We start from the raw sequence: 20959 nt of genomic DNA on the forward strand, positions 1-20959 counted from the left end.
CCGTCGCCGCGACCTACGTCCCCGCCCCGTTCGCCCCGTCAGCCCGTCCGCGACCGCTGGCGTGACGACGCGACCAGGCAGCGCCCTCCGGGCCGGGTGACGGGCCGCCGTCCCCGCCCGGCGGCCGTTCCGTCACCCGGCCCGGACGGCCGGTGGTTGGCGCCGGTCGTCGGCGGACGTCCGCCGGTCCGCGGCACCGGCGACCCGTCGGCCTGCCGTGGGCCGGCGAGCCCGCCCGGCGCCGCGTTCGTCCCTGCCGCCTCCCGGGGCCCGGGCACCTCAGGTGCCCCCGCCCCACGGAACGTCAGCATCACGACCCCCGCCGCCGCCCCGGCGCCCGCCAGCCCGGCGAGCACCCCGCCCGTCGGGCCGTACCGGAAGGCCTCGCCCAGGCAGCAGACGCCCACGACGGCGGCCACCACGGGGTTGACGACGGTGACGGTGGCCAGCGGCCCGGCGAGGCCCGCGCCACGGTAGGACGCCTGGGAGAGGAGCATGCCCGCCGAGGCCAGGACCGCCGTCACGAGAAGGGTCGGCAGGAGCGCGCCGGTCCGGTGTGCGGTGATGTCCTCGGCGGCGGCCTTGGTGAAGACCGAGCCCATGCCGAAGGCGACGCCCGCCGCCGTCGCCAGGAGTACGCCGCGTATCCCGGGCCGGCGCGCCCGGCGGGCGGCGAGGGCGGGGAGCACCACGGCGGCGCTCATGACGGCGGCGAGCAGCGGGCGTTCGGCGGCCGGGAGGGATTCCGTGCGGGGCGGCCCGGTGAGCGCGAGCAGTCCGGCGAGGCCGCCGGTGGCGAGCAGCGCCCCGCGGTAGCCGGCGGCGCCGACCGGCCGGTGGGCGAAGACGGCCGCCATGGGCAGCGCGAAGACGATCGTGAGCGCCCCCATGGGTTGCACCAGGCTCAACGGGCCCCAGGCGAGCGCCAGTACGTGCAGTCCGGCGCCCAAGCCGGTCAGGACGACCGCGCCCCACCAGGCTCCGCTGCGCAGCGGCCCGCCGATCCCGCCGCCGGCCGCCGCGGCGACCCGCTCCTGCACGATGGCCGCCGCCGCGTAGCAGACGGCGGACACCAGGCAGAGCAGCACCGAGAGCGCGAGGAGGCTCACGGAGTGCCTCTGTGGTCCGTACCGTCGTTCATACCGTCCACGATGCCGCGCCCCGCCTGCCGCGTCCTCGTCCCTGCGAACGGGGTTGGCCGTACTCCCGATGGAGTACGGCCGTGTGCCGGGGCGACGGTGCAGGTCGGGACGGTCCTTCCGTCGCACGGCCGTAAGCGCTCCGCGTGATCCGCCCCGGGGCGGATGCGGCCGGCGCGCTTATCCCTCGCGCGTAATTCGTCTACGCCCGTCACCCGCCGACCTGCCGGGATTCCCGGGAGCCCCGCGTACCCGGGAAAACCGCTGTGCGATTTCCGATCCCGTGGCGTCTTCAGGAACCACAAAATGGAAATAGGTCACATTTACGGGGGGACCTTCAATGTCCGGCAGGCCTGAAGTTTGGCATGTGCACACGTTCGACGGAATCGAACAGAAAAGGCCGCGCGTCCTGGTGCTGGGGGCCGGGGTCGCGGGGCTGACCACCGCCTACGAGCTGGAGCGCCGCGGCTTCCGGGTCGAAGTGATCGAGGGCGACAGCCGCATCGGCGGCCGCGTCCTCACCCACCGCTTCGGCACCGGGCCGAACGCTCCCGCGGTGGAGCTGGGCGCCATGCGCATTCCGGCGCACCACCGCCTCACTCTCGAATACATCGACCGCATGGGCCTCACGGGAAAGCTGCGTGGGTTCACGACGCTCCTGTCCGAGGAGAACGCCTTTCTGCGCGTCCCCTCGGGTTTCGTCCGGGTGCGGGAAGCCTCGGGGCCGCTGTGCGAGAACTTCCGCGCCGAGCTCGCGCTGCGCGGCGCCGGTCTCCGGTACGACGCGCCGACCGTCGCCTTCGGCGCCTGGCTGACCGCCGTCGTCGACGCCACCGCGCCGCCCGAGCTGCGCGCGGCGCTCCGCGACGACCTGCACCGCCAGCTCCTCGACCTCGTCGCCCGCCTCGACCTGACGCCCCATCTGCGCGGCCCGGCCCGCGACCGGATCGACCTGCACTCCCTGTTCACGGCCCATCCGGAGATCCGGACGGGGTGCAGCGGACGGCTGAACAGCTTCCTGGACGACATCCTCACCGAGACCAGCCCCGCCCTGCTCCGCCTGGAGGGCGGCATGGACCAGCTGCCGCGCCGGCTCGCCGGCCGGCTCAAGGGCCGGCTGTCCTGCGGCCGGCGGGTCGTGGGCATCGACGTCCGGGACGACGGCGTGCTCGTCCGCGTGCGCGCCGGGGCGCGTACGGCCGTGGAGCACGCCGACTTCGTGGTCTGCACCCTGCCCTTCCCGGCGCTCCGGCGGCTGCGTCTGAGCGGCGTCGACGACGACAAGCGCGCCGTGCTGGAGGACGTCGTCTACTGCCCGGCCACCAAGGTGGCCGTCCACTGCCGGGAGCCCTTCTGGGAGGACGAGGGCATCCGCGGCGGAGCGTCGTTCACCGGAGGGCTGATACGCCAGACGTACTACCCCACGGCGGATGCCGAGGCCGCGGTGGATGCCAGGGCCGCAGCGGAGGCCGGGTTCGCACCGGACGCCCGGAGCGCGGAGGGCGGTCCTCCGGGCCGCGGCGCCGCGCTGCTCGCCAGCTACACCATCGGCGACGAGGCCGAGCGGCTCGGCCGGCTGCCGGCCCGCCGGCGGCACCGCCTCGTCCTCGACGAGCTCGCCGCCGCGCACCCCCGGCTCCGCCGGCCCGGCATGGTGCTGGGCGTGGTGAGCGCCGTCTGGGGGGCGTCGCGCTGGAGCGGCGGCTGCGCCACCCGCTGGGGCAGGTCGGCGGCCGAGTGCGAGATGGAGCGGCTGCGCGCGGCCCGCCCCGCCGGCCGGCTGTTCTTCGCGGGCGAGCACTGCTCGACGGCGCCCGCCTGGATCGAGGGCGCCATCGAGTCCGCACTGCACGCCGTCCATCAGGTCGTCCACTACGCGCCGCCGGCCCGCGTCCTGGGCGCGCCCGGCCGCCGGGGGCGCGAGGGGGCCCTGCGGTGAGCGTCTTCGACCTGCCCCGGCTGCACTTCGCCGGCGTCGCGACGACCCGGCTGCCCACCGGGCCGCGCAACGGCCTGACCGACCTGGCGGGCCCGCGCGCGCTCGTCGACGACGGCCCGGAGCCCACCGCGTTCCCCACCGACCGGCCGGCCGGCGAGTACCACGCGTGGCTGCGGCGCCGCGGTCCGCACTACGACCGGCACGGACGTCCGTGCCGGGACGGCGAGTTCAGCATGGCGACGGGCTGGAACTTCGACGGCAACGGGCACTTCCTGCTCGACGCGCGCGTCACCGCCGTCCAGGGCCCGGACGGGCGGACGGACCCCGACGATCCGGTCGTCGGGCGCGCCGTGGACGTCTGGGGCCACTACAACCCGTACCTGCGCACCACCGTCAACAGAGCCCGGGTCTTCGACCTCGACCCCGCGTCACGGTGGACCACGGCGTTGATGACGGGGCGGTTCGGGGTCGGCCGGCTGGGCCGTTCGCACGACGACGGCTATCTGTTCACCGGGGGCGTCACCGGTTTCCAGCCGCCGCGCTGGGTGCAGTTCGGGCGGATCCTGGACGTCGGCGAGCACGTCCTGGCCGACCAGCTGCGGTACGCCGCCGTCCACCAGTTCGTGGTGGAGGGGAAGGCGGCGGAGTGGCTGCCCGGCGCGGTGCGCTCCCCCGTCACGGAGGCGCTGCGCTCGGCGGTGGACGAGGGGCGTGCGGACGGTCTCGTCGTCCGGTTCGCCCTGGACGCCATGAGCACCCCGGTGGTCCCCGACGCCCCGAGCCACTGGCGCGTCCGAGGCACCGTGGCGCCCTGGTACGCCCACGAGCTGCGCACCTACCCCGCGGGGCGGCTGCTGGAGCCCGTCCCCGGGAGTCCGCTGCGGCATCTGACGGTGCGGCTGACGGACGACCGGGCGGTGCTCGACATGATCACCGCGGTCCCTGTCACGCACCGGGCGGAGGAGGCCGGGCCGGGACCCCTGCACGTGCTCGGGCCGGCCCTCGACCTGGGCGACCTGGAACTGAGGACGGCGTCGGGGGCGCTCGTCGCCCGGCTGCCCGCCGGCGCGTACCCCTCGGACGCCACTTCGGGGCTCGTCACCGTGGACCGGGTCCGTGCGTCGCGGGTTTCCGTGGATCGGGCCTCCGCGGACCGGGCCTCCGCGGACCGGACCTCTGCGGACCGGACCTCTGCGGATCGGGTCCGCGCGAACCGGGCCTCCGCGAGCCAGACCTCCGCGGATCGGGCCTCTGCGGACCAAGCCGCCATGGACCGGATCCCCGCGAGCCGGCCCACCGCGGACGGGGGCACCGACCGCCGCCTTCCGGAGGCCGCGGACGAGCGGTTACTGCTGACTCGGACGGCGCCCGACGGGCGCCGGCAAACGCTGCTGGCCGAGCGGGAGGCCGTCGTGCAGTCGGACGACGCGCTGGTGGTGCTGCACCACCGCGACCGCGCGCGCGGCGACGATCACGCCGTCCGAGTGCGTGTGCGCTCGTTCGTACGCGGGCGCCCGGCGCCCGTCGAGGTGCGTGCGCGCCAGTACTACAACCCCCGTGCGCTGCCCGCCGACCGCACGGCGGGCGCGCCGGGCGCGCGCTGCGCGGACGCGGTGGTGCTGGGGCTGCGAGCGGCGCGGACGGCACCGGCGGAGGAGCCGGGGGCCGGACCGAAGCCGGAACCGACGCCTCCTACACCCCTGGCACCCCCAACGCACCACCCATCGCCGACCTCCCACGCCCTGTCCACCCCGTCCAGCGCACCCATCACATCCAACACACCCACCCCCGGCGCTCCACACACCCCGCCCACCCCCTACGCCCCGGAGTGCGCCCTCACCACAGACGCCCAAGGCCACGGCGAGCTCCTCCTGCGCGGCGACCGCGCGGGCACCTGCCGGGTGCTGCTCTCGACCGGCCCCTCCGACGCCCCCGGCACCGACCCCCGCGCACCCGGCTCCGCCTGGACCGCATACGACGACGCGGACGCGCTCGGCTTCTGGGCGGGCGCCGGCTCGCTGGCCGTCCGCGTCCTGCCGGACGACTGGCACCTCGACGCGATCCCCCGCGAGGACGTGGACTTCGACCTCCTGCACCGCGAGGTCTTCGCCTACTACGAGCACGTCTCCACCTTCATGAAGTCCGAGGTCTTCTCCCTCGCCGACCGCTGCAAGGTGGAGACGTACGCCGAACTCGCCTGGCAGATGTGCGATCCGCGCAACAAGGACCGCACGTACTACATGCCGCCCACCCGGGAGCTCACCGACCCGAAGGCCCGGCTGCTCCTCGCCTACCTGCGCAACCGGCAGGCCGCGAGCCGTCCGCCGCTCACCGTGCCCGCACCGCCGTCCCCGCCGCCGGCGATCACCACCCGGGGCCGGCTGTGGGCCGTCCTCAAACAGGCGGCGACACTCGAACTGGCGGTGATGCTCCAGTACTTGTACGCCGCGTTCTCGCTGCCGGCGTACGGCGCGGGCCGCGTCCTGGTCCGGCGCGGCCTGTGGACCCCGCGCCAGTTGGAGCTCGTCTGCGGCCAGGGCGGGGCGACGCTCGACGACGGGATCCGCGGCGCCCTGCTGAGCGTCGCCCGCGAGGAGATGATCCACTTCCTGCTGGTCAACAACATCATCACGGCGCTCGGCGAACCGTTCCACGTCCCCGTCATCGACTTCGGCACGCTCAACGGGCAACTGCCCGTGCCGCTGGACTTCGCCCTGGAGGGGCTGAGCATCGGCAGCGTCCAGCGGTACATCGCCGTCGAGCAGCCCGCCGGCCTCACCCCGGCGCTCCGCCGGGAGGGAGCGCCGGAGCGCGCCCCGGCCACGCCGCGCGCCGGCGCCTGGGGGTCGATCAGCGAGCTGTACGCGGCCATCCGCGAGGGGCTGCGCCGCGTCCCGGACCTGTTCCTGGTGGAGAAGGGACGCGGCGGCGGTGAACACCACCTCTTCATGCGGGAGTCCGTCAACACCGCGCACCCGGACTACCAGCTGGAGGTCGACGACCTGTCCAGCGCGCTGTTCGCCGTCGACCTCATCACCGAACAGGGCGAGGGAGGTTCCGGCACCACTCCCCCGCCGGAGACCTCGCACTTCGAGACGTTCCTGCGCATCGGCGAACTCCTCACCACGGAGCGCGCCCCCGGCCCGCACGGCCGGCTGCTCCCCTGGGATCCCGCCTATCCGGTGCTGCGCAACCCCACCCTCGGTTCCGGCGACGCGGCCAAGGACCCGATCACGGACCCGGAGGCACGTGCCGTCGCCCGGCTGTTCAACCAGGCGTACGAGCTGATGCTGCGGCTGATGGTCCAGCACTTCGGCGAAGCCGCCGACGGCAGCCTGCGCCGCTCCAAGCTGATGAACGCCTCCATCGACGTCATGACCGGCATGATGCGCCCCCTGGCGGAGCTGCTGGTCACCATGGACTCGGGGCGTCGCGGCCGGACGGCGGGGCCGACGTTCGAGCTCGAAACCGTGCCCGAGCCCGTCTCCCGCCCCGACGTCGCCCGGCGCGCCCTCGCCCTGCGCTTCTCCCACCTGGCCGCCGCGGCCCGCGCCTGCCCACGGGTGCCGGGCCAGGTAGGCGACATGGCGGCGTTCTACGCCGACGCCTTCCGGGCAGCGGCGGATCCCGGGGGGAAGGGCCACGGATGAGCGACGACAGCGGTACGGGCGGGGGCCGCGCGTCCGAGACCCACGCCCGGCACACCCGTCCCCGCGAGCCCCGCATCCACGAGCCCGCCTTCACAAGCCCCGCATCGACAAGCCCCGCATCCACCAGACCCGCACTCACGAGCCCCGCACCCACGAGCCCCACGTCGGCGAGACCCGCAGCCGGGCTCCCGCATCCGAGAGGCAGCGCCCATGACGACACCCCTCGCCCCCTTCCGCCTCTCCGACGTGCACGTGCCCGACCCGTACCCGTCCTACGAGCGCTACCGGGAGGACGACCCCGTCCACCGGGGCGAGGACGGCTGGTACGTCTTCCGGCACGCCGACGTCGCCGCCGTCCTGTCCGACCGCCGGTACGGCCGCGGCGGTCTGCCGGCGCCGCTGCCGGCCGACTGCCCGCACCTGCGCCGGACGGCCTCGGACTGGATGGTCTTCATGGACCCGCCGCGGCACACCCGGGTCCGCGCGCTGGTCGCGAAGAGCTTCACGCCCCGCGTGGTCGAACGGCTCCGGCCGCGCGTCGACGCGCTCGCGGGCCGGCTGACCGCCGCCTTGGGCGAGGCCCTGGCGGAGGACGGGCGGGCCGATCTGGTGGACCGGTTCGCCGCGCCCTTCCCCATCCTGGTGATCAGCGAGCTGCTGGGGGTACGGGCGGACGACCGGCCCTGGTTCCGGGCCCGCGCGGTCGACCTCCAGCAGGCGACGAGCGCCCGCGCCGCCCGGCGGAGCGACGCCTACCGGGTGGCGGACACGGCGGCCCGTGAGCTCGACGCGTACTTCCGCGCGGAACTGGCCCGGCGCCGCTCCGCGGGCCCGGCCGGGTCTGGCGACAGCGAGGACGACGGCACCGGCAGCCCTAACGCCCGCCACGACGCCGATCTCATATCGGCGATGCTGCGGGCGGCCGAGGAGGAGCCGTTGGGTGACGACGTCCTCGTCGGCACCTGCGTCCACTTGCTCACGGCCGGCCACGAGACCACCACCAACCTCCTCTGCAAGGGCCTGCTCGCCCTGCTGAACCACCCGTATCAGCTCGGTCTGCTGCGCGAGCGGCCGGAGTTGCTGCCGGGGGCGGTGGAGGAGCTGGTCCGCTACGACGGCCCGGTGCAGATGATCAGCCGGCGCGCGCACGAGGACGGTGAGATCGGCGGCCGCCGCGTCCGGAAGGGCGACAAGGTGACCCTGGTCCTGGGTTCGGCCAACCGTGACCCCCGCCGCTTCCCGCACCCCGACCGGCTGGACGTCCGCCGCGACGCCCGCCGCCACTGCGGCTTCGGGCTGGGCGCCCACTACTGCCTGGGCGCCCCGCTCGCGCGCGTGGAGGCGGAGATCGGTCTCGCCCGGCTGCTGACCGGCCTGCCGGGGCTGCGGCCGGCGGAGGACGAACCGGGCGGCCCCGTGCGGTACGCGGACGACTTGGTCTTCCACGGCCCGTCGAAGATGGTGGTGCGCGTAGGCCGTTGAGACGAGTGGTACTCCCGAGCCCCCCGGGGGCCGCCGAGCCTCACCGCTCCCGAGCCGGTACGAACCACCGTTCGAGGTAGGCCGCGAGCGCGGACCGATCGTCGGCGGCGGCCCGGAGACCCACGTACCCGTCCGGGCGGACGAGGAGCAGCGTCCCGGCGGGCACCGCGCCGGGCACGTCCGTCTCGGAACGGACCGGGAACGTCTCGAAGGCGTCGCCGTACCGCTCCCGGAACCCCGCGAAATCCGCCGCCCCGCCCCGGTCGTGCCCGTCCCCGAAGACGAGGAGCGTCCACCGCTCGTAGGAGAGCAGGTCGTGCAGGCGCCGCGGGCGGCCGTCCCGCTCGCGGACGGGGAGGTCGGGGAGCCGGTCGCCGGCGCGCGGCGGCATCCGCCGGCCGCCGCCGGTGCCGGCGTCGGCGGAGAGGGCGCTCGGCCGGTGGTGCCGGGTGAAGTCGCTCAGCAACAGCCGGGTCCGCCGTTCGGCCCGCCTGCTGCCGAGGACCACCGGCGCGGCGAGGCTCAGGGCGGCGAGCGTCAGGGGGCCGGGCGGGAGTTCGGTGATGTTGTGGCGCATGTCGCGCATCACCCCGGCGGCCGTGCGGCGCTGTTCGGCGGAGTAGGTGTCGAGGAGCGCCTCGGGACAGCGTCCCCGGTGGACGGCGGCGAGCTTCCAGCCCAGGTTGTGGGCCGCGCAGAGTCCGGCGTTGAGGCCGTGTCCGCCGACGGGCGCCCACAGGTGGGCGCTGTCGCCGGCGAGCAGGGCGGCGCCGTGGCGGAGCGAGGCGGCGAGCCGGTCGTGGAAGCGGGCCCGGCTGCTCCACGGCGGGGTCGTCGGCACCAGCCGGACGCCGGGGTCACCGGTGGCGCGTGCGACGAGCTCCCGCATCTCCTCGGTGTCCGGCGGTTCCTCGCTCCGGGGCGCGGGGTCGTCGCGGAAGGCGAAGAACCGGTGTCCCCCGCCGGGCAGCGGACTGACGATCAGCGAGACGCCCCGGTGCAGGAAGATCTGGGTGAGACCGGGGTCCTGCGGAAAGCCCCAGTCGGGCTTGGCGTTCATCTGCACCGCCTGGAGCCCGGCGCGGCGTTCGCCTTCGAAGGGGATACCCAGGGTCTTGCGCACGATGCTGTGCGCCCCCTCACACCCCACGAGCCACCGGCACGCGACGGTACGCACTCGCCCGTCCGGCCCCCGCAGACCGGCCTCGGCCCCATCCGCCCCGACCCGTACCGTCACGGCCTCGGTGGCCCACCGGACGTCCTCCCCCGACGCCCGCAGCCGGTCGCGGAGCAGCCGCTCGGTGGCGTCCTGTTCGATGGAGAGCGGGTGAGGGAATGCCGTCCCCGGCACGGCCATGTCGTACTCGGCGCGCAGCCGCCCACGCAGCCTGAACGCCCCTCTCCGCACCGCCAGCCCCTCCGCGACCAGGGCGTCCGCGCACCCGATGTCCCGAAGCGCTTCGAGGGCCCGCTGCCAGATGACGCACGCGCGGGCCTCCTTCTTCGTACTGGGCTCCTTCTCGACGACGAGCACGTCCAGCCCGTACCGCCGCAGCGCGATCGCCAGGGCCAGCCCGGTGGGCCCGGCCCCGACGATCACGACGTCCCGAACCTCCACCACGCCGCCCCGCCTTCCCCGACGCCACCACCGCTTCGCCCTTTATCGTGCGGTACCCACCACGACGCCTTCAATGGCACCTTTCCCCTCGGGGGCGTCCTGGCGGCGCCCGAAGACGCCGAGACCCCGCCCGCCCTCCCCCGGAGGACGGACGGGGCCCGGGCCGCGTACCGCCGGTTCAGCCGCGCGGCGACAGCTCCGCCATCGCCGACCAGCCCTCGGAGGGCACCTCGACGTTGACGATCTCGGGGGTCTTGGCGATGAGGTCGGGCATCCAGGCCATGGCCGTCTTGAAGTGCTCGGAGTTGACGTGCGCCTCGCCGGCGGCGGCGTCCTCGAAGGCCTCGACGAGGACGAACTGGTGGGGGTCCTCGACGCTGCGGGACCACTCGAAGAAGAGGTTGCCCGGCTCCTCGCGGGTGCCCCGGGTGAAGTCCTCGACGAGGCCCAGCCAGTCCTCGCTCCGCTCGGGACGGACGGTGAACTTGACGACGATGAAGATCATGAACGTGCTCCTGCGCTTGCCTGTCGGGGCGGTCGGGTCCAGGTTTTCACCCGGGATGTCCGATTATGCCGCGTGCCGGTCACGGAAGATCATCGGGGGCCCCGGCGGTTCACCGGGCAGACGGCAGCGCTCCGGGGCGGGCGCGCCGAACGGGGTCGCGCCCCGTCCGCCCTGAGCGGACCTTCCCCCCTCCCCCCACCAGAGATCCCACGGCGTACCGCACGGCAACGCCTTGCCCTAGGGTGATCCCGGCCCGGTCACCGGGCGGGCGCAGGGGAGGGAAACGCATGGCGCCAAGACAGTTGCCGCCGTTGCCGCAGTACTGGGGGGACGTCGTCACGCGCCGGATGTGCGCGACGGCCCACCTTGACGAGGCCTTCGCGGAGGAGGTGCGGCGGGAGTTCGTCGCCGACCGGCTCAAGGCCAACGGCCTGCCGCTGGGCGTCAACCTGCTCGCGCTCGTCCGCCACGCCGAAGCGGCCGTGCGGCGCCGGACGTCGCGGGACGCCCGGCTCGGCCTCGTACTGCTCGGCCTGGTCGCGGCCTTGTCGGGTGCCCTCGGGAGCCTGTTCGTCGGCGCCGGCGCCGGCTGGTGGGTGTGCCTCCTCGCGGCCGTGGCCCTCCTCGGCTGCGGGGCGGTGCTGGTCTGCCGGGACGAACACCGGGCCCGGCAGGCCGCCTTGGAGGTGCAGCGGGGCACGGACAAGCCCCAGGACCTGGCGCCGCCGGTCGCCGCCGAGGTGGAGGACCGCCTGCGGGAGCTGCGTCGCGCCAACGTCCTGCCGTACGACGAACGGTTCGAAGCGAGCAACCCCTTCGTGGGCAGCGGACGGAAGATCAAGGAAGTCGTCTGGGAGTCCATCGACGTGAGCCGTCCCGCGGACTCCCCCACCGGCGGCAAGCTCACGATCAAGCCCTTCGATGTGATCGACCTCCATACGTACGTGGCCGAGGAGATGAAGCACATCGTCGGCCTGGAGGGCCTGAGGGCGCAGAACCGCCTCTACGTCCGGGGCGGGAGCGTGCCGTTCCTGCCCGAGTTGCTGCCGGACCCGCTGCGGCGGCCCGTCGCGCGCATCCCCCGGCAGTACGTGCAGTCCGCCGCGGCACAGCCGGGCGCCGGCATGCGGACGTACCTGAGCCTGGAGATGGTGGGCGAGGCCGGGAACATCGTCGTCTCCATGCACCTGCGGGCCCGGCTGCTGCCTCCGCGGCTGTCCTGGGAGGTGGCCGCCTATGTGATACCCCCGTTGCAGGCCCGGTTCGACGCCGTCCGGTACGTGCCCGTCCAGGGGTTCGCGTACTGGTCGAGCCTGCTGCGGTTCGGCGCGTCCCGCACCTGGCGGGAGGTCTGGGGCGCCCCCGGCCGGATCTCCCGGCGGCGTACCGGGCGGGCCCGGTACGCCCGCGAACTGGAACGGCGGCGGAGGGGCATCGCCAAGCAGCACGAGGCCTACGACTACGGTGCCACGGACAGCCTGCGGAACCGGTGCTCCGACTGGAACGCCATGGGCCATACGGAGCGCATGGACTCCCGGGACACGTTCCTGCGGCTCCAGCAGGGCGTGCTGATCGCCACCGAGCGCTTCCTTCAGGACCACCACGTCGACACCGGTGACTTCGACCGCGCGCAGCAGGTCATCTCCACGCAGACGTACAACATCTCCGGTGACATCACCGGCACCGCCAACATCGGCACCGGCGGCCAGATCCACCACCACGGCCCGCAGGCGTCCGGACAGGGCGGCGGCTGACAGGGAGACCTGCGCCCCGCCATCCCTTCGCAGAAGACGAGGAGTCAGATGAGCACGTTCAACATCCACGGCAACATCACGGGGCCGAGCAACTTCGGCGACCACGGCAGGATCGAGATCCGGCACGGCGAGTCCCCGGCCGAAGCGCTGCGGCTGGCCGGGGAGCTCGTGCGGCGGCTGAGCGCGGAGAGCCCCGAACTCGCGGAGCCCGCCGCGCTGGTGCGCGGCGAGCTGACGCGCGCGGACGAGGAACGGCGTCCCGTGGACCGGGGGCGTATCCGGCAGTGGCTGGAGCTGATCACCACCGGGGCGGCGGCCGGCAGCGGATCGCTGGCCCTCGCCCGGGAGCTGGGCCAGGCTCTGGGGATGTGAGCCCGGCCCGTCCGCTCACTCGGCGTGGACCACGGCCCGCGCCCCGCCCAGGTCGATCTCCAGCCCCGACCGCAGCGGAACCGTCCGGCCGGGTGCCACGTCCTGGGCGGTGCCGTCCGAGCGGCGGGCGCTCCAGGTGGTCGCGGACCGGTTGGCGAGGCCGAACCGCCCGGGCTTCTGCGGGTGTTCGACGAGCTCGGCGACGACGGTGTCGTCGCCGTAGTCGTAGGTCGCGGGTTCGTCCCGCAGGTGGTGCGCGTGCACCCGCGCCGAGCGGCGCAGCCGCAGATGGCGTTCGTCCTTCAGCATCGCCGTGGTGATCACGAGGCGGGGCGGCAGGACGAGGGTGCTCCGGCAGTACCAGCAGTCGCGCGCCCGGACGGAGGTGGGCTCGGTCATGTTCTGTCGGCCGCAGCCGGCGCAGTCGACGATGGTGTCGCGGACCGCGCGCAGGGCGTCGCACCACTCCGTCTCGCGCACGCGGCGGGACGGGTCGCGCAGCCCCTGGGTGAGGTTCCTGACGAACAGCGTGCGCAGGACGGGCGGGAGCACGCCCCACGTGGCCAGGACGGTGCTCTGCTCCTGCGGGTCCGGCGCGTTGCTGCCGTCGTCGGGGTCGAAGACGAAGACGGGGTTCCTGCCGTACAGCTTCTTCTCGGCGGCCTCGTCGAGGCAGCGGATGGCGAGTTCCGCCCTGCCCTTGAGCGGGTGGTGGTTCATGAGCAGCATGAACAGCAGGACGGAGAGCGAGTGGAGGTCCGTCTGGGTACCCGGGATCGCCCCGGGGTCGCCGCGCACCAGCTCCGGGGCCATGAACTCCATGGTTCCCGAGATCCCGCTGGCTTCCCCCTCGACCACGGCGTTGTCGTTGTCGCAGACCAGGACGTCGCCGTTGGCCGGGTCGAAGAAGATGTTGCCCCCGGAGATGTCCCGGTAGGCGATGCCCCGGGAGTGCAGCGTCTGGTACGCCCCCACCGTGTTGAGCCCCGCGGTCACCAGGGCCGTGGGGGTGGTGCGCAGCCGGCGGCGGAAGAGGTCCGGCAGGCTTCTGAACCGGTCGGGGCGGATGTCCATGAGGTAGCCGAACCCGCTGCCGCCGCCGGTGACGACGGCGTGCGGCCAGAGGAAGCGCCTGTCGTCGAAGTCGCGGCTGACCAGCTCTTCGACGATCTTGCGTTGCTCGGGTGTGGCACAGCTCGGGAAGTACCACTTGAGGGCCTTGTCGCCGTGCGGCGTCCGCACCCGGTAGACCTCGCCCTGGCCGCCGGACCCCAGCATCCCGGTGACTTCCACGTCGTCGCCCGAGTCGGTCGTGAGCCGGTCGCCCACGTCGAGCATGCCGGACATCAGAGTTCCTCCGTTTCCTGGTTGCGCGGGCCGTCGGAGGACGCACCCCCGTCGTGCGACGGCCGCCAGACGGCGACCAGGGTGGTGTCGTCACCCGAGTACCGGCTGGCGCGTTCCAGCCACCCGGGCAGCGCCTCGCCGATGGACGCGGCGCCCTCCGCCTCCAGCCGGTCGCTCAACTCCCCGACGAAACGGGCGAATCCGTCGTCGGCGGCGAAGCTCTTCGACAGTCCGTCCGTGGCCAGCAACAGCATCCTCGGCAGCCGTTCCGGGTCGGCGACGGGCGCCCAGTGCACCCGCACCAGCTCCCGTGCCTGGCGGCTGCACAGGGATTCCGTCTCGTCCCCGAGTTCCGGTTCGAGCGGTGCCAGGGGCGCGCTGACCGAGCCGTCGGCCTCGACGAGCATCAGGTCGCCGTCGCCGAGTTGCCAGGCGACCAGCAGGTCGGGCGCGAGCACCGCGCCGAGGAGCGTCGTGCCGTACGGCAGCAGCGCGTCGGCTTGGTGCGCGTCCTCCGGCGGGTGGGCGCGCTCATGGCCGAGTACCTCCTCCCGCCAGTCGCGCACGATGTCGCGGGGCACCCGGTCACAGGCGTCGTGGTACAGCTGCCGCAGACCGCCCGCCTCCCGGGCGCGCTCGGCGAACGCCCGGCCGTGCCGCAGGAACGCCTCGACGGCGAACCGCGCGCCCACGTCGCTGCGCGCGTGGGCGGCCGAGCCGTGGCCGTCCGCGACGGCCAGGACGAGGGTGCCGTCCCCCGCGTCCACGACGTCGAACCGGTCCTGGTTCTCTTTCTTGCCGGGCCCCTTGACCGACCGGCTGAGAAGTTCCCAATGCGGCACGGTCACCACACGTCGTCGTCATCGTCCTGGAGGCGGGGCGGCGCGAACGCGGGGCCGAGCTGTTTGCCGCCCGCCGTTCCGCCGCCCGCGACGGGCTGCGACGCCGCCTTGACCGCCGCCGTCGAGGCCCAGCGGATGGCCGCCGCCAGCTGCTTGGGGCTGTTGGCGTCCAGCACGGGAAGCTCGGGGTTCCCGAGGAACTCCTGGAGGACGCTCCGGTCGGCGTCCGCCCCGATGGCGATGGCGACCCGCACCGCCTTCCTGCCCCACGGCGTCGCGTCGATGGCCTTCAGCCCGTCCCGCCACTCGTCCAGCGGCTGGCCGTCCGAGACCAGGGCCAGCACCGGCTTGAGGGCCCGCTGGGGCATCGGCGGCGTCTCCAGCTCGCGCGCCACGAGCGACAGCGCCGCTCCGAGGTTGGTGCCCCCGTCGACCTGGAGGTCCTGCCAGGTGAAGTCGTCGACGGGAACGGGCGTCGCCTGGTGCCACCGCGCGGTGCTGGAGAAGGTGAGCACCCGGATCAGCAACCGGGCCGAGGCGTTGTCGTGCGCCACGGACCGCATTTCCGGAATCGCTTCCCGGATCGCGTAGTTGAGTGTTCCGATCTTCTCGCCCGCCATGGAGTACGAGCAGTCGAGGATCCAGATGAAATGCACCGGGCGGCTCTCCATCGGGCCACCGGGGATATCGCTCACGCGGGCATCACTCCATTGTTCCGGTCAGCAGTAGCAGGGCGAACAGCACGGTCGTGACGACGACGACGGATGCCGTGATGAACAGTCCCAGAACGACGCGGCGTTGCCTGGCCACATGGGCCGGCACCGCGAGGGGCGTCCGGGTCGGTATGGGTGTCACCTTGCGCGGTCTTCTCTTCCTCACCGTCCGATGTCATGACCCTACCGAGAGGGACGTGCGACGTCACGCCTTTACCGGAGTTCCCGTCTCCTCCGTCAGCAACTTCCTTACCGGGAAGCCGGTGTGCCCCAGCAGCCACAGCACCGGCTCGGCGGCACGCCGCTGTTCGCCGTCCAGGGCTCCTACGCCGGTGGCCGCGTGGGCGCTGACCGCCCAGTAACGGGTCCGGCCGAAGTCGTGGCCCAGGCCCCGGACGAGATTGCCGAGCCCCACACTCTCCAGCCAGACGTCGATACGGGGACCGGGAACGGGCAGCGAGACCAACTGGTCGAGGACGTCCCGCTTGGTGACCACCGCGGCGACCGGGGTGCGCCCGCGCCGGCCGGTCAGCGCCTGCATCTCCCCCGTCAGCCGCTCGTACGTGGCCGTCGGCCCCTCGGGCGAGGGACGGGCCGCCACCGCCCGGCCCCCGTCGTCACCGGTCAGCGTGGCGCGCACGCCCGGTTCGGCCAGCGCGTCCACGACCAGCACCACCCCGTCGGCGTGGGCGAGGTACTGCTGCTCACGCACGGAACCGGGGTCGCGCAGGCTCTCTCCCATCGGGTCGTACAGGTACAGCAGCCGCCGGCGGCGGCCCCGCGAGACGAGGAGCATGAGGGCGCGGGGGCGGCGGGCCGTGGTGGCGTGCGCCCAACCCTGCCCGTCGAGTTGCCGGGAGAGCGCCGCGAGTTCGTCCGCGTCGTGGCGGGTGGCGCACTCCATGGTCAGCAGGCCGCGCCGGTCCCAGGACGCCAGCCCTCCGACCACGGCGGCCAGCAGCATCGTCTTCCCCGACGAGGTGCCTCCGAGGACGGGCAGGTGCACGGTCCGCGCGGTGCCCAGCGCCCGGGGCAGCCGCTGCTCGCAGTACGGGCACTGGGGCGCCGGCCCGTCACTCCCGCCGGAGCGGACGGTGCGCAGCGTCGTCCCGCACACGCAGACGCGCCGCAGGACCCCGTACCTGCCCGGCCGTAGCCGGCCGTGGCGCGCCTGGCACGCCGGGCAGGTGTGGGCGGGGCGCGCGATCCGCCGGTAGCAGCCGGGGTGGGGACACGCCATGCGGACCCCGCGCACCAGCAGGAGCACCCGTTCCCCCGCCCGTACCGCCAGGGCGGCCGTGGCCAGAGCCGCGCAGACCAGGGCGACGGCCGGCAGGAAGAGCAGCAGGACCGCCGCGAAGACGAGCCCCGAGACGACCGCCGCGGCGCCCGCGCCCACCCCGGTACCGAGGCCGACGATCACCATCACGGCACGGGTGAAGGCGTTCTTCCCCTGGGGGCCCGAAGGCCTACGGCCGCCCAGCAGGTTGCGGGTGAGGCGTCCGAACCAGTAGTGGACCAGCGCGTACCGGGCGGCCCTGACGCCGCTCTGGGCCGCGGACGTCACGTCCGTCCACACCTGGCGGTACCAGTAGGCCAGATGGGCGGGCTCGTCCACACCGCCGGGCGTCTCGACCCGGGGATCCGGGGCGCCCGGCCGCCAGGGCCCCAGGCAGCGGGCGGTCGTGTGGAGGGCGCGCCACAGGAAGTCGGGGACGGTACGGAGGAAGACGGCCGCCGCGACCGGACCCGCGCCCAGGCACACGATCATCAGCAGCCAGGCCAGGGGGCCACCGTTCAACGGGGACGCTCCTCTCGAGGGTGTTCGATGCGTGGGGGCGCGATGCGTGGGGATTCCTCGCGGGGCGAGGGCGATTCGACGCGTGGGGGCTCGACGCGCTCGTCGCGCGGGGGTTGGATGTCGCCGGCGCCGTGGCCATTCGCGCCGCCGGGCCGTTTGCCGCCCCTGCCCCTCCAGCGGCTCCCGAACCGGCCGAGCACACCGGGGCGTTCCCACTCCTCGAATCTCGCGGCCCAGGGGCCTCCCCTCTGACGCAGCCGCTCGCGCAGCGCGTCCACGTCCTCGGCGGGCATACGGCGCACGACGGGCCGCAGGACGGAGGTGAGCAGGTCGGTGCGGATCTCCTCCCAGCGGCCCCCGGAGCCGGACGCCGTCTGCCAGGCGACGAAGCAGTGCGCGGCGTACGGGGGGACGCGGCGCATCCGGTCGGCGACGCTCTCCCGGCGCGCCGCCCGGGCGTAGGCCCGCAGGAAGTGGCCGTCGTCGCACTGGGCGAGGACGAGCAGTTCGGCGGGGGGCGTGTCCGCGTCGAGGAGCCGCTCGGCGAGCGCGGTGCTCACCCGGTCGTCGATGCCCGGCTCCAGCGGCCGGGCCTGCGCGCGCAGGGCGACCGCGCGGCCGGCGCACCGGGGCTCGGCCTCTCCCGTCGCCAGGTCTCCGGCCAGGTCGAGCAGCGAGAGGGCGGCGCGTTGCCGGGGATCGAGGGTCGCGCCGCGGCGCGCCAGCAGTTCCTTGGCGAGCCGGGGGGCGTGCCGGTCGTCGGGGAGGCTGTCGAGTGCCGTCCGGACGAGGATGGTGTCGAGCCCTGCCCCGGAGAGCCACGCCTCGGGGATCCGGTCGAGCAGAATGCCGGCTTCCGCGGTCGTGGGCGGAGTGTCGCCCCAGGCGAGCCGGAAGGCGGTGCGCGGTACGGACGGTGTGTTCCGGCCCTCGTCCCCCGCCTTGCTCATGAGGAAGTCGAAGAGGCCGGGGCGGTCGGCGGGCGGGCGGTGACCGCCGTCGGCCAGGGCCGCGGCCATGCGCAGGTGGGGATGGAGGGCGAGGGCGGCGCCCCGGAGCGCGGCCGGGAGGGCGCGGGCGACGGCCGACGGATCACCGGTGGCGGCGGCCCGGTCGAGAAGGCCGAGGACGGCGGCCGCGAGCTCGGGATGCCCGAGTGCGGCTCGGGTGGCGTCCCCGGTGCCGGACGAGGCGTCGAGGAGACCGGCGGTCGTCCGTTCCGCGATGACGGGCACGACGGCGGTCCGGTCGAGACGGAGGGCCCCGGCGAGGCGGTGCAGGGCCAGGAGCACGTCCAGGGGGGTGCCGGACGTGGTGGACGCGCGGTCCAGTTCCGCCCGCAGGTCGTGTGCGAGCGGCTCGACGGCCGGATGGCCGGCCAGGGCGGCGAACGCGTCGGCGAGGTCCGCGAGGGCCGTCCACTCCTCGGCGGTGCGTTCCGTTCCGCCGGCGGCGAGTCCCGGCAGAAGCCCGGCCGCGGAGTCCTCGGAAACGCCGGCGGCGGAGGAGCGCGCCGCGGCCCAGCGGGCCGCCGCCGTACGGCCGGCCGCGTCCAGGCCGACCCCTTCCCGCACCGCCAGGGCGGCGAGGTACCCGGCGTCGTCCGGCACGCCGATGCCGGCGTCCGGCTGCCGCCGCGCGGCGTGGGCCACCAGCTCGGGCCGTCCCGCCAGCCACAGCCGGGCGGCGACCGCCGCCCAGGTGTCGGACGCCGCGGGGGCCGGCCCGGTCGGCGCGTCCGTGCCGCCGTGGACGCGGTAGCGGCGCGAGGACACGATCTCGCCGAAGTCGGCGTCGGCGTCCGGGAAGGTGCCGACGATCTGCTGACGGGCCAGCAGGGGCCGCCGGGTGTACGTGGTGAAGGTCAGTCGGTCGGCCAAGCCGGTGGGGAGGGCGGAACTGGCGATGGCGATCCAGTTCGCCGCGTCGGCGCTGTCGCGCTCGACGAGGAGGAGCTGGGGGGCGTCGGCGGCGCGGAACAGGGCCCGTACGTCCGCGAGGAAGGGTTCGAGCCGCCGCGCCCGGGACCGCGCGAACTCCACCAGGCGCGCCTTGCCGGGGCGTCCTTCCGGGGTGAGCGCCTTCCGCTGGTCGGGACTGCCTCCCTCGGGGGTGTCGCGGGCCCAGAACGGGGAGCCCCAGGCCTCGATGGGCAGCATGCCGCCGGGCAGCGTCCGGCCTTCGGGCAGCCGGACGGCGTGGGCGTGGAAGTTCCCGTACCGCCCGCTGTAGTCGGTGCCGACGTAGACGACCCGGCAGAGCAGGCGGCTGCCGTCGGAGAGACGGTGGTGGCCGAACGCGACGGGCATCGCCGCGAGTTCGTCGGCGGTGGGCCGGGCCGGGGCGTCGCGCGGCGGCTCGTACCCCACCAGCTGCTCCACCTCCCCGAGCAGGGTGGCCGGCACGTCTTCGCTGACGGCGGTGAAGCGGAAACCGGAACCGTCCGGGCCCGGGGCGGCCGACGTGTAATGCAGCTGCTGGAGCGTCACGCGATGCCAGCCCCCTCCGCGCGTACGGCGGCACGGGCCGCGCTCGTCGCCCTGCGCACGGGCAGCAGCCCCCGGCGGGCCAGCAGCCACAGGAGCGGGTCCTCCACACGGACCGGCTGCGGGCCCGACCTGGGCGCGTCGGCCGGGGCGTCGGCCGGCGGGGACGCGCCGAGGGCGGTCAGGCCGAACAGCCCTACGTCGGAGAAGTCGCTCTCGAGCTGCCGGTACAGCGCCCCGCCGTCCCAGCCGTCCAGCAGCGAGCGCACCTCGTGGTGGACGGCGGTGCGGTCGTGTTCGTCGACCATGCCGCCCTGGTGCGAGGCGTTGTGGTGCAGCGGCGACTGGGGGGAGAGCAGCGGACGGAGCACGTCCGTCTTGGTGAGCGCCACGGCGACGGGGGTCGCGAGCCTGCCGCGCGCGCCGGCGCGGCGGTGGCTGCGCAGTTGTGCCGCGATGTCGGCGGCGATCTGCTGGGGCGGGGTCTCCACGGCCGGCAGGGGCGGCCCCTCCCGGCCCGCGAGCTCGTCCCGGACGGATGGCAGCTGCAAGGGATCGACGAGCAGGATGATGCCGTCGGCGGCGGCGAGGTAGGTGGTGTAGCGGTCCATGGCCTCGGCGCTGCGCAGGTCCTCGCCGGCGGCGTCGAAGAAGACCAGGGCGGTGTGCCTGCTGCCGCTCCGGAACCGGCCGCCGCCGGGGAACCGGGTACCGGAGGGGAAGCGGTTGCCGGAAGGGACGCGGTTACCGGAGGGGACGCTGAGCCGGTACAGCAGCGGGTCGTTGAACCCCAGCGCCGCGGGCCTGGTGGTGGCGGGGAGCTGGTGTCGTAGGTAAAGCTCGTCGGCCATCTCCCGGTCGCGGCGCTGGGTGTCGCCCATCGCGGCGATCGACGTCCGGTACGCGCTTCCGACGCGGTGCCGCAGCTCGTTGACCAGGACCGTGACATAGGTGCTCTTGCCGGTGGCCTTCGCCCCCACCAGGGCGATGATGCGGCTGTCCTGGTCGCAGTAGTCGGTGGGCAGGTCGTTGTGACAGCGGGGGCAGACGCGCACGGAGGTGGAGACGCCGCAGCCGGGGCAGTCCGTCCGGCCGCCGCCGCCCCGCAGCGTGCGGGGGGCCTGGAAGACGGGGCCGCGCATCCGGGCCTGCGGGCCGACAGCGGGCCCCATGAAGTCGGCCCAGACGTCGTCGCGTTCGGGATCGCACGTGGTCCCGCCGCGCACGCCCGTGGCGGACATCCGGCAGCGGTAGCCGAGCTGCGCCGCCCGGGCGCGGGTGAAGCAGTAGGGACAGATGACGGTCGTCATG

The 20959-nt window shown here is 74.5% G+C and carries 15 protein-coding genes; 5 read left to right on the forward strand and 10 right to left on the reverse strand.

All coding sequences use genetic code 11. The features are described from left to right. Positions 1-38: 38 nt before the first annotated feature. Positions 39-1109, reverse strand: coding sequence for a DMT family transporter (locus tag ACSNOK_RS02385; protein ID WP_436778843.1), 1071 nt, complete (start codon positions 1107-1109; stop codon positions 39-41). Positions 1110-1506: 397 nt separating this feature from the next. Here ACSNOK_RS02385 and ACSNOK_RS02390 point away from each other — a divergent pair, with 397 nt between their 5' ends. The 3 genes from ACSNOK_RS02390 to ACSNOK_RS02400 all read left to right on the forward strand — a co-directional run bounded on the left by ACSNOK_RS02390 (position 1507) and on the right by ACSNOK_RS02400 (position 8210). Next, the gene (locus tag ACSNOK_RS02390) at positions 1507-3078 is read left to right on the forward strand and encodes a flavin monoamine oxidase family protein (protein WP_436778844.1); all 1572 of its coding nucleotides are present in this window, start codon (positions 1507-1509) and stop codon (positions 3076-3078) included. After that, the gene (locus tag ACSNOK_RS02395; RefSeq protein WP_436778845.1) at positions 3075-6728 is read left to right on the forward strand and encodes a ferritin-like domain-containing protein; all 3654 of its coding nucleotides are present in this window, start codon (positions 3075-3077) and stop codon (positions 6726-6728) included. The genes ACSNOK_RS02390 and ACSNOK_RS02395 overlap by 4 nt, the downstream gene beginning before the upstream one ends. Before the next feature lie 210 nt (positions 6729-6938). Then, positions 6939-8210, forward strand: coding sequence for a cytochrome P450 (locus ACSNOK_RS02400; RefSeq protein WP_436778846.1), 1272 nt, complete (start codon positions 6939-6941; stop codon positions 8208-8210). Positions 8211-8250: 40 nt separating this feature from the next. On the opposite strand, the gene ACSNOK_RS02405 is transcribed toward ACSNOK_RS02400, so the two are convergent. After that, positions 8251-9831 (reverse strand): FAD-dependent oxidoreductase, encoded by a 1581-nt coding sequence (locus tag ACSNOK_RS02405; protein WP_436778847.1) that lies wholly within the window; start codon positions 9829-9831, stop codon positions 8251-8253. Between the two features lie 175 nt (positions 9832-10006). Beyond that, positions 10007-10333, reverse strand: a complete 327-nt coding sequence (locus tag ACSNOK_RS02410; RefSeq protein WP_436778848.1) for a putative quinol monooxygenase — start codon at positions 10331-10333, stop codon at positions 10007-10009. Between the two features lie 287 nt (positions 10334-10620). Between ACSNOK_RS02410 and ACSNOK_RS02415 the strand changes: the two genes are divergently transcribed. Together ACSNOK_RS02415 and ACSNOK_RS02420 are read left to right on the forward strand one after the other, a co-directional pair. After that, the gene (locus ACSNOK_RS02415; protein ID WP_436778849.1) at positions 10621-12087 is read left to right on the forward strand and encodes a hypothetical protein; all 1467 of its coding nucleotides are present in this window, start codon (positions 10621-10623) and stop codon (positions 12085-12087) included. 48 nt (positions 12088-12135) lie between these two features. Further along, positions 12136-12459 carry a hypothetical protein gene (locus ACSNOK_RS02420; RefSeq protein ID WP_436778850.1) on the forward strand — a complete coding sequence of 108 codons (324 nt, stop codon included), beginning with the start codon at positions 12136-12138 and terminating at the stop codon, positions 12457-12459. Between the two features lie 15 nt (positions 12460-12474). Here ACSNOK_RS02420 and ACSNOK_RS02425 read toward each other — a convergent pair whose 3' ends face one another. The 7 genes from ACSNOK_RS02425 to ACSNOK_RS02455 form a co-directional block, all read right to left on the reverse strand. Continuing rightward, complete coding sequence (locus ACSNOK_RS02425; RefSeq protein ID WP_436778851.1) at positions 12475-13806, reverse strand: protein kinase domain-containing protein; 1332 nt, start codon at positions 13804-13806, stop codon at positions 12475-12477. Then, positions 13806-14654, reverse strand: coding sequence for a PP2C family serine/threonine-protein phosphatase (locus ACSNOK_RS02430; protein WP_436778852.1), 849 nt, complete (start codon positions 14652-14654; stop codon positions 13806-13808). Before ACSNOK_RS02430 ends, ACSNOK_RS02425 begins: the two co-directional genes overlap by 1 nt. Then, positions 14651-15319, reverse strand: coding sequence for a vWA domain-containing protein (locus ACSNOK_RS02435; RefSeq protein WP_436778878.1), 669 nt, complete (start codon positions 15317-15319; stop codon positions 14651-14653). The genes ACSNOK_RS02430 and ACSNOK_RS02435 overlap by 4 nt, the downstream gene beginning before the upstream one ends. 31 nt (positions 15320-15350) lie before the next feature. Continuing rightward, positions 15351-15503, reverse strand: a complete 153-nt coding sequence (locus ACSNOK_RS02440) for a hypothetical protein (RefSeq protein ID WP_436778853.1) — start codon at positions 15501-15503, stop codon at positions 15351-15353. A 63-nt stretch (positions 15504-15566) separates the two neighbouring features. Continuing rightward, on the reverse strand, positions 15567-17162 hold the full coding sequence (locus tag ACSNOK_RS02445) for a TRAFAC clade GTPase domain-containing protein (protein WP_436778854.1): 1596 nt from the start codon (positions 17160-17162) through the stop codon (positions 15567-15569). Beyond that, a complete protein-coding gene (locus tag ACSNOK_RS02450) occupies positions 17159-19651 on the reverse strand; it encodes a GTPase-associated protein 1-related protein (RefSeq protein ID WP_436778855.1) in 2493 nt (830 codons plus the stop codon). Before ACSNOK_RS02450 ends, ACSNOK_RS02445 begins: the two co-directional genes overlap by 4 nt. Further along, positions 19648-20958, reverse strand: coding sequence for a TRAFAC clade GTPase domain-containing protein (locus tag ACSNOK_RS02455; RefSeq protein WP_436778856.1), 1311 nt, complete (start codon positions 20956-20958; stop codon positions 19648-19650). Before ACSNOK_RS02455 ends, ACSNOK_RS02450 begins: the two co-directional genes overlap by 4 nt. Between the last annotated feature and the right edge of the window lies 1 nt (position 20959).

It is taken from the genome of Streptomyces sp. URMC 126, from assembly GCF_051386555.1.
Taxonomy (GTDB): Bacteria; Actinomycetota; Actinomycetes; order Streptomycetales; family Streptomycetaceae; genus Streptomyces.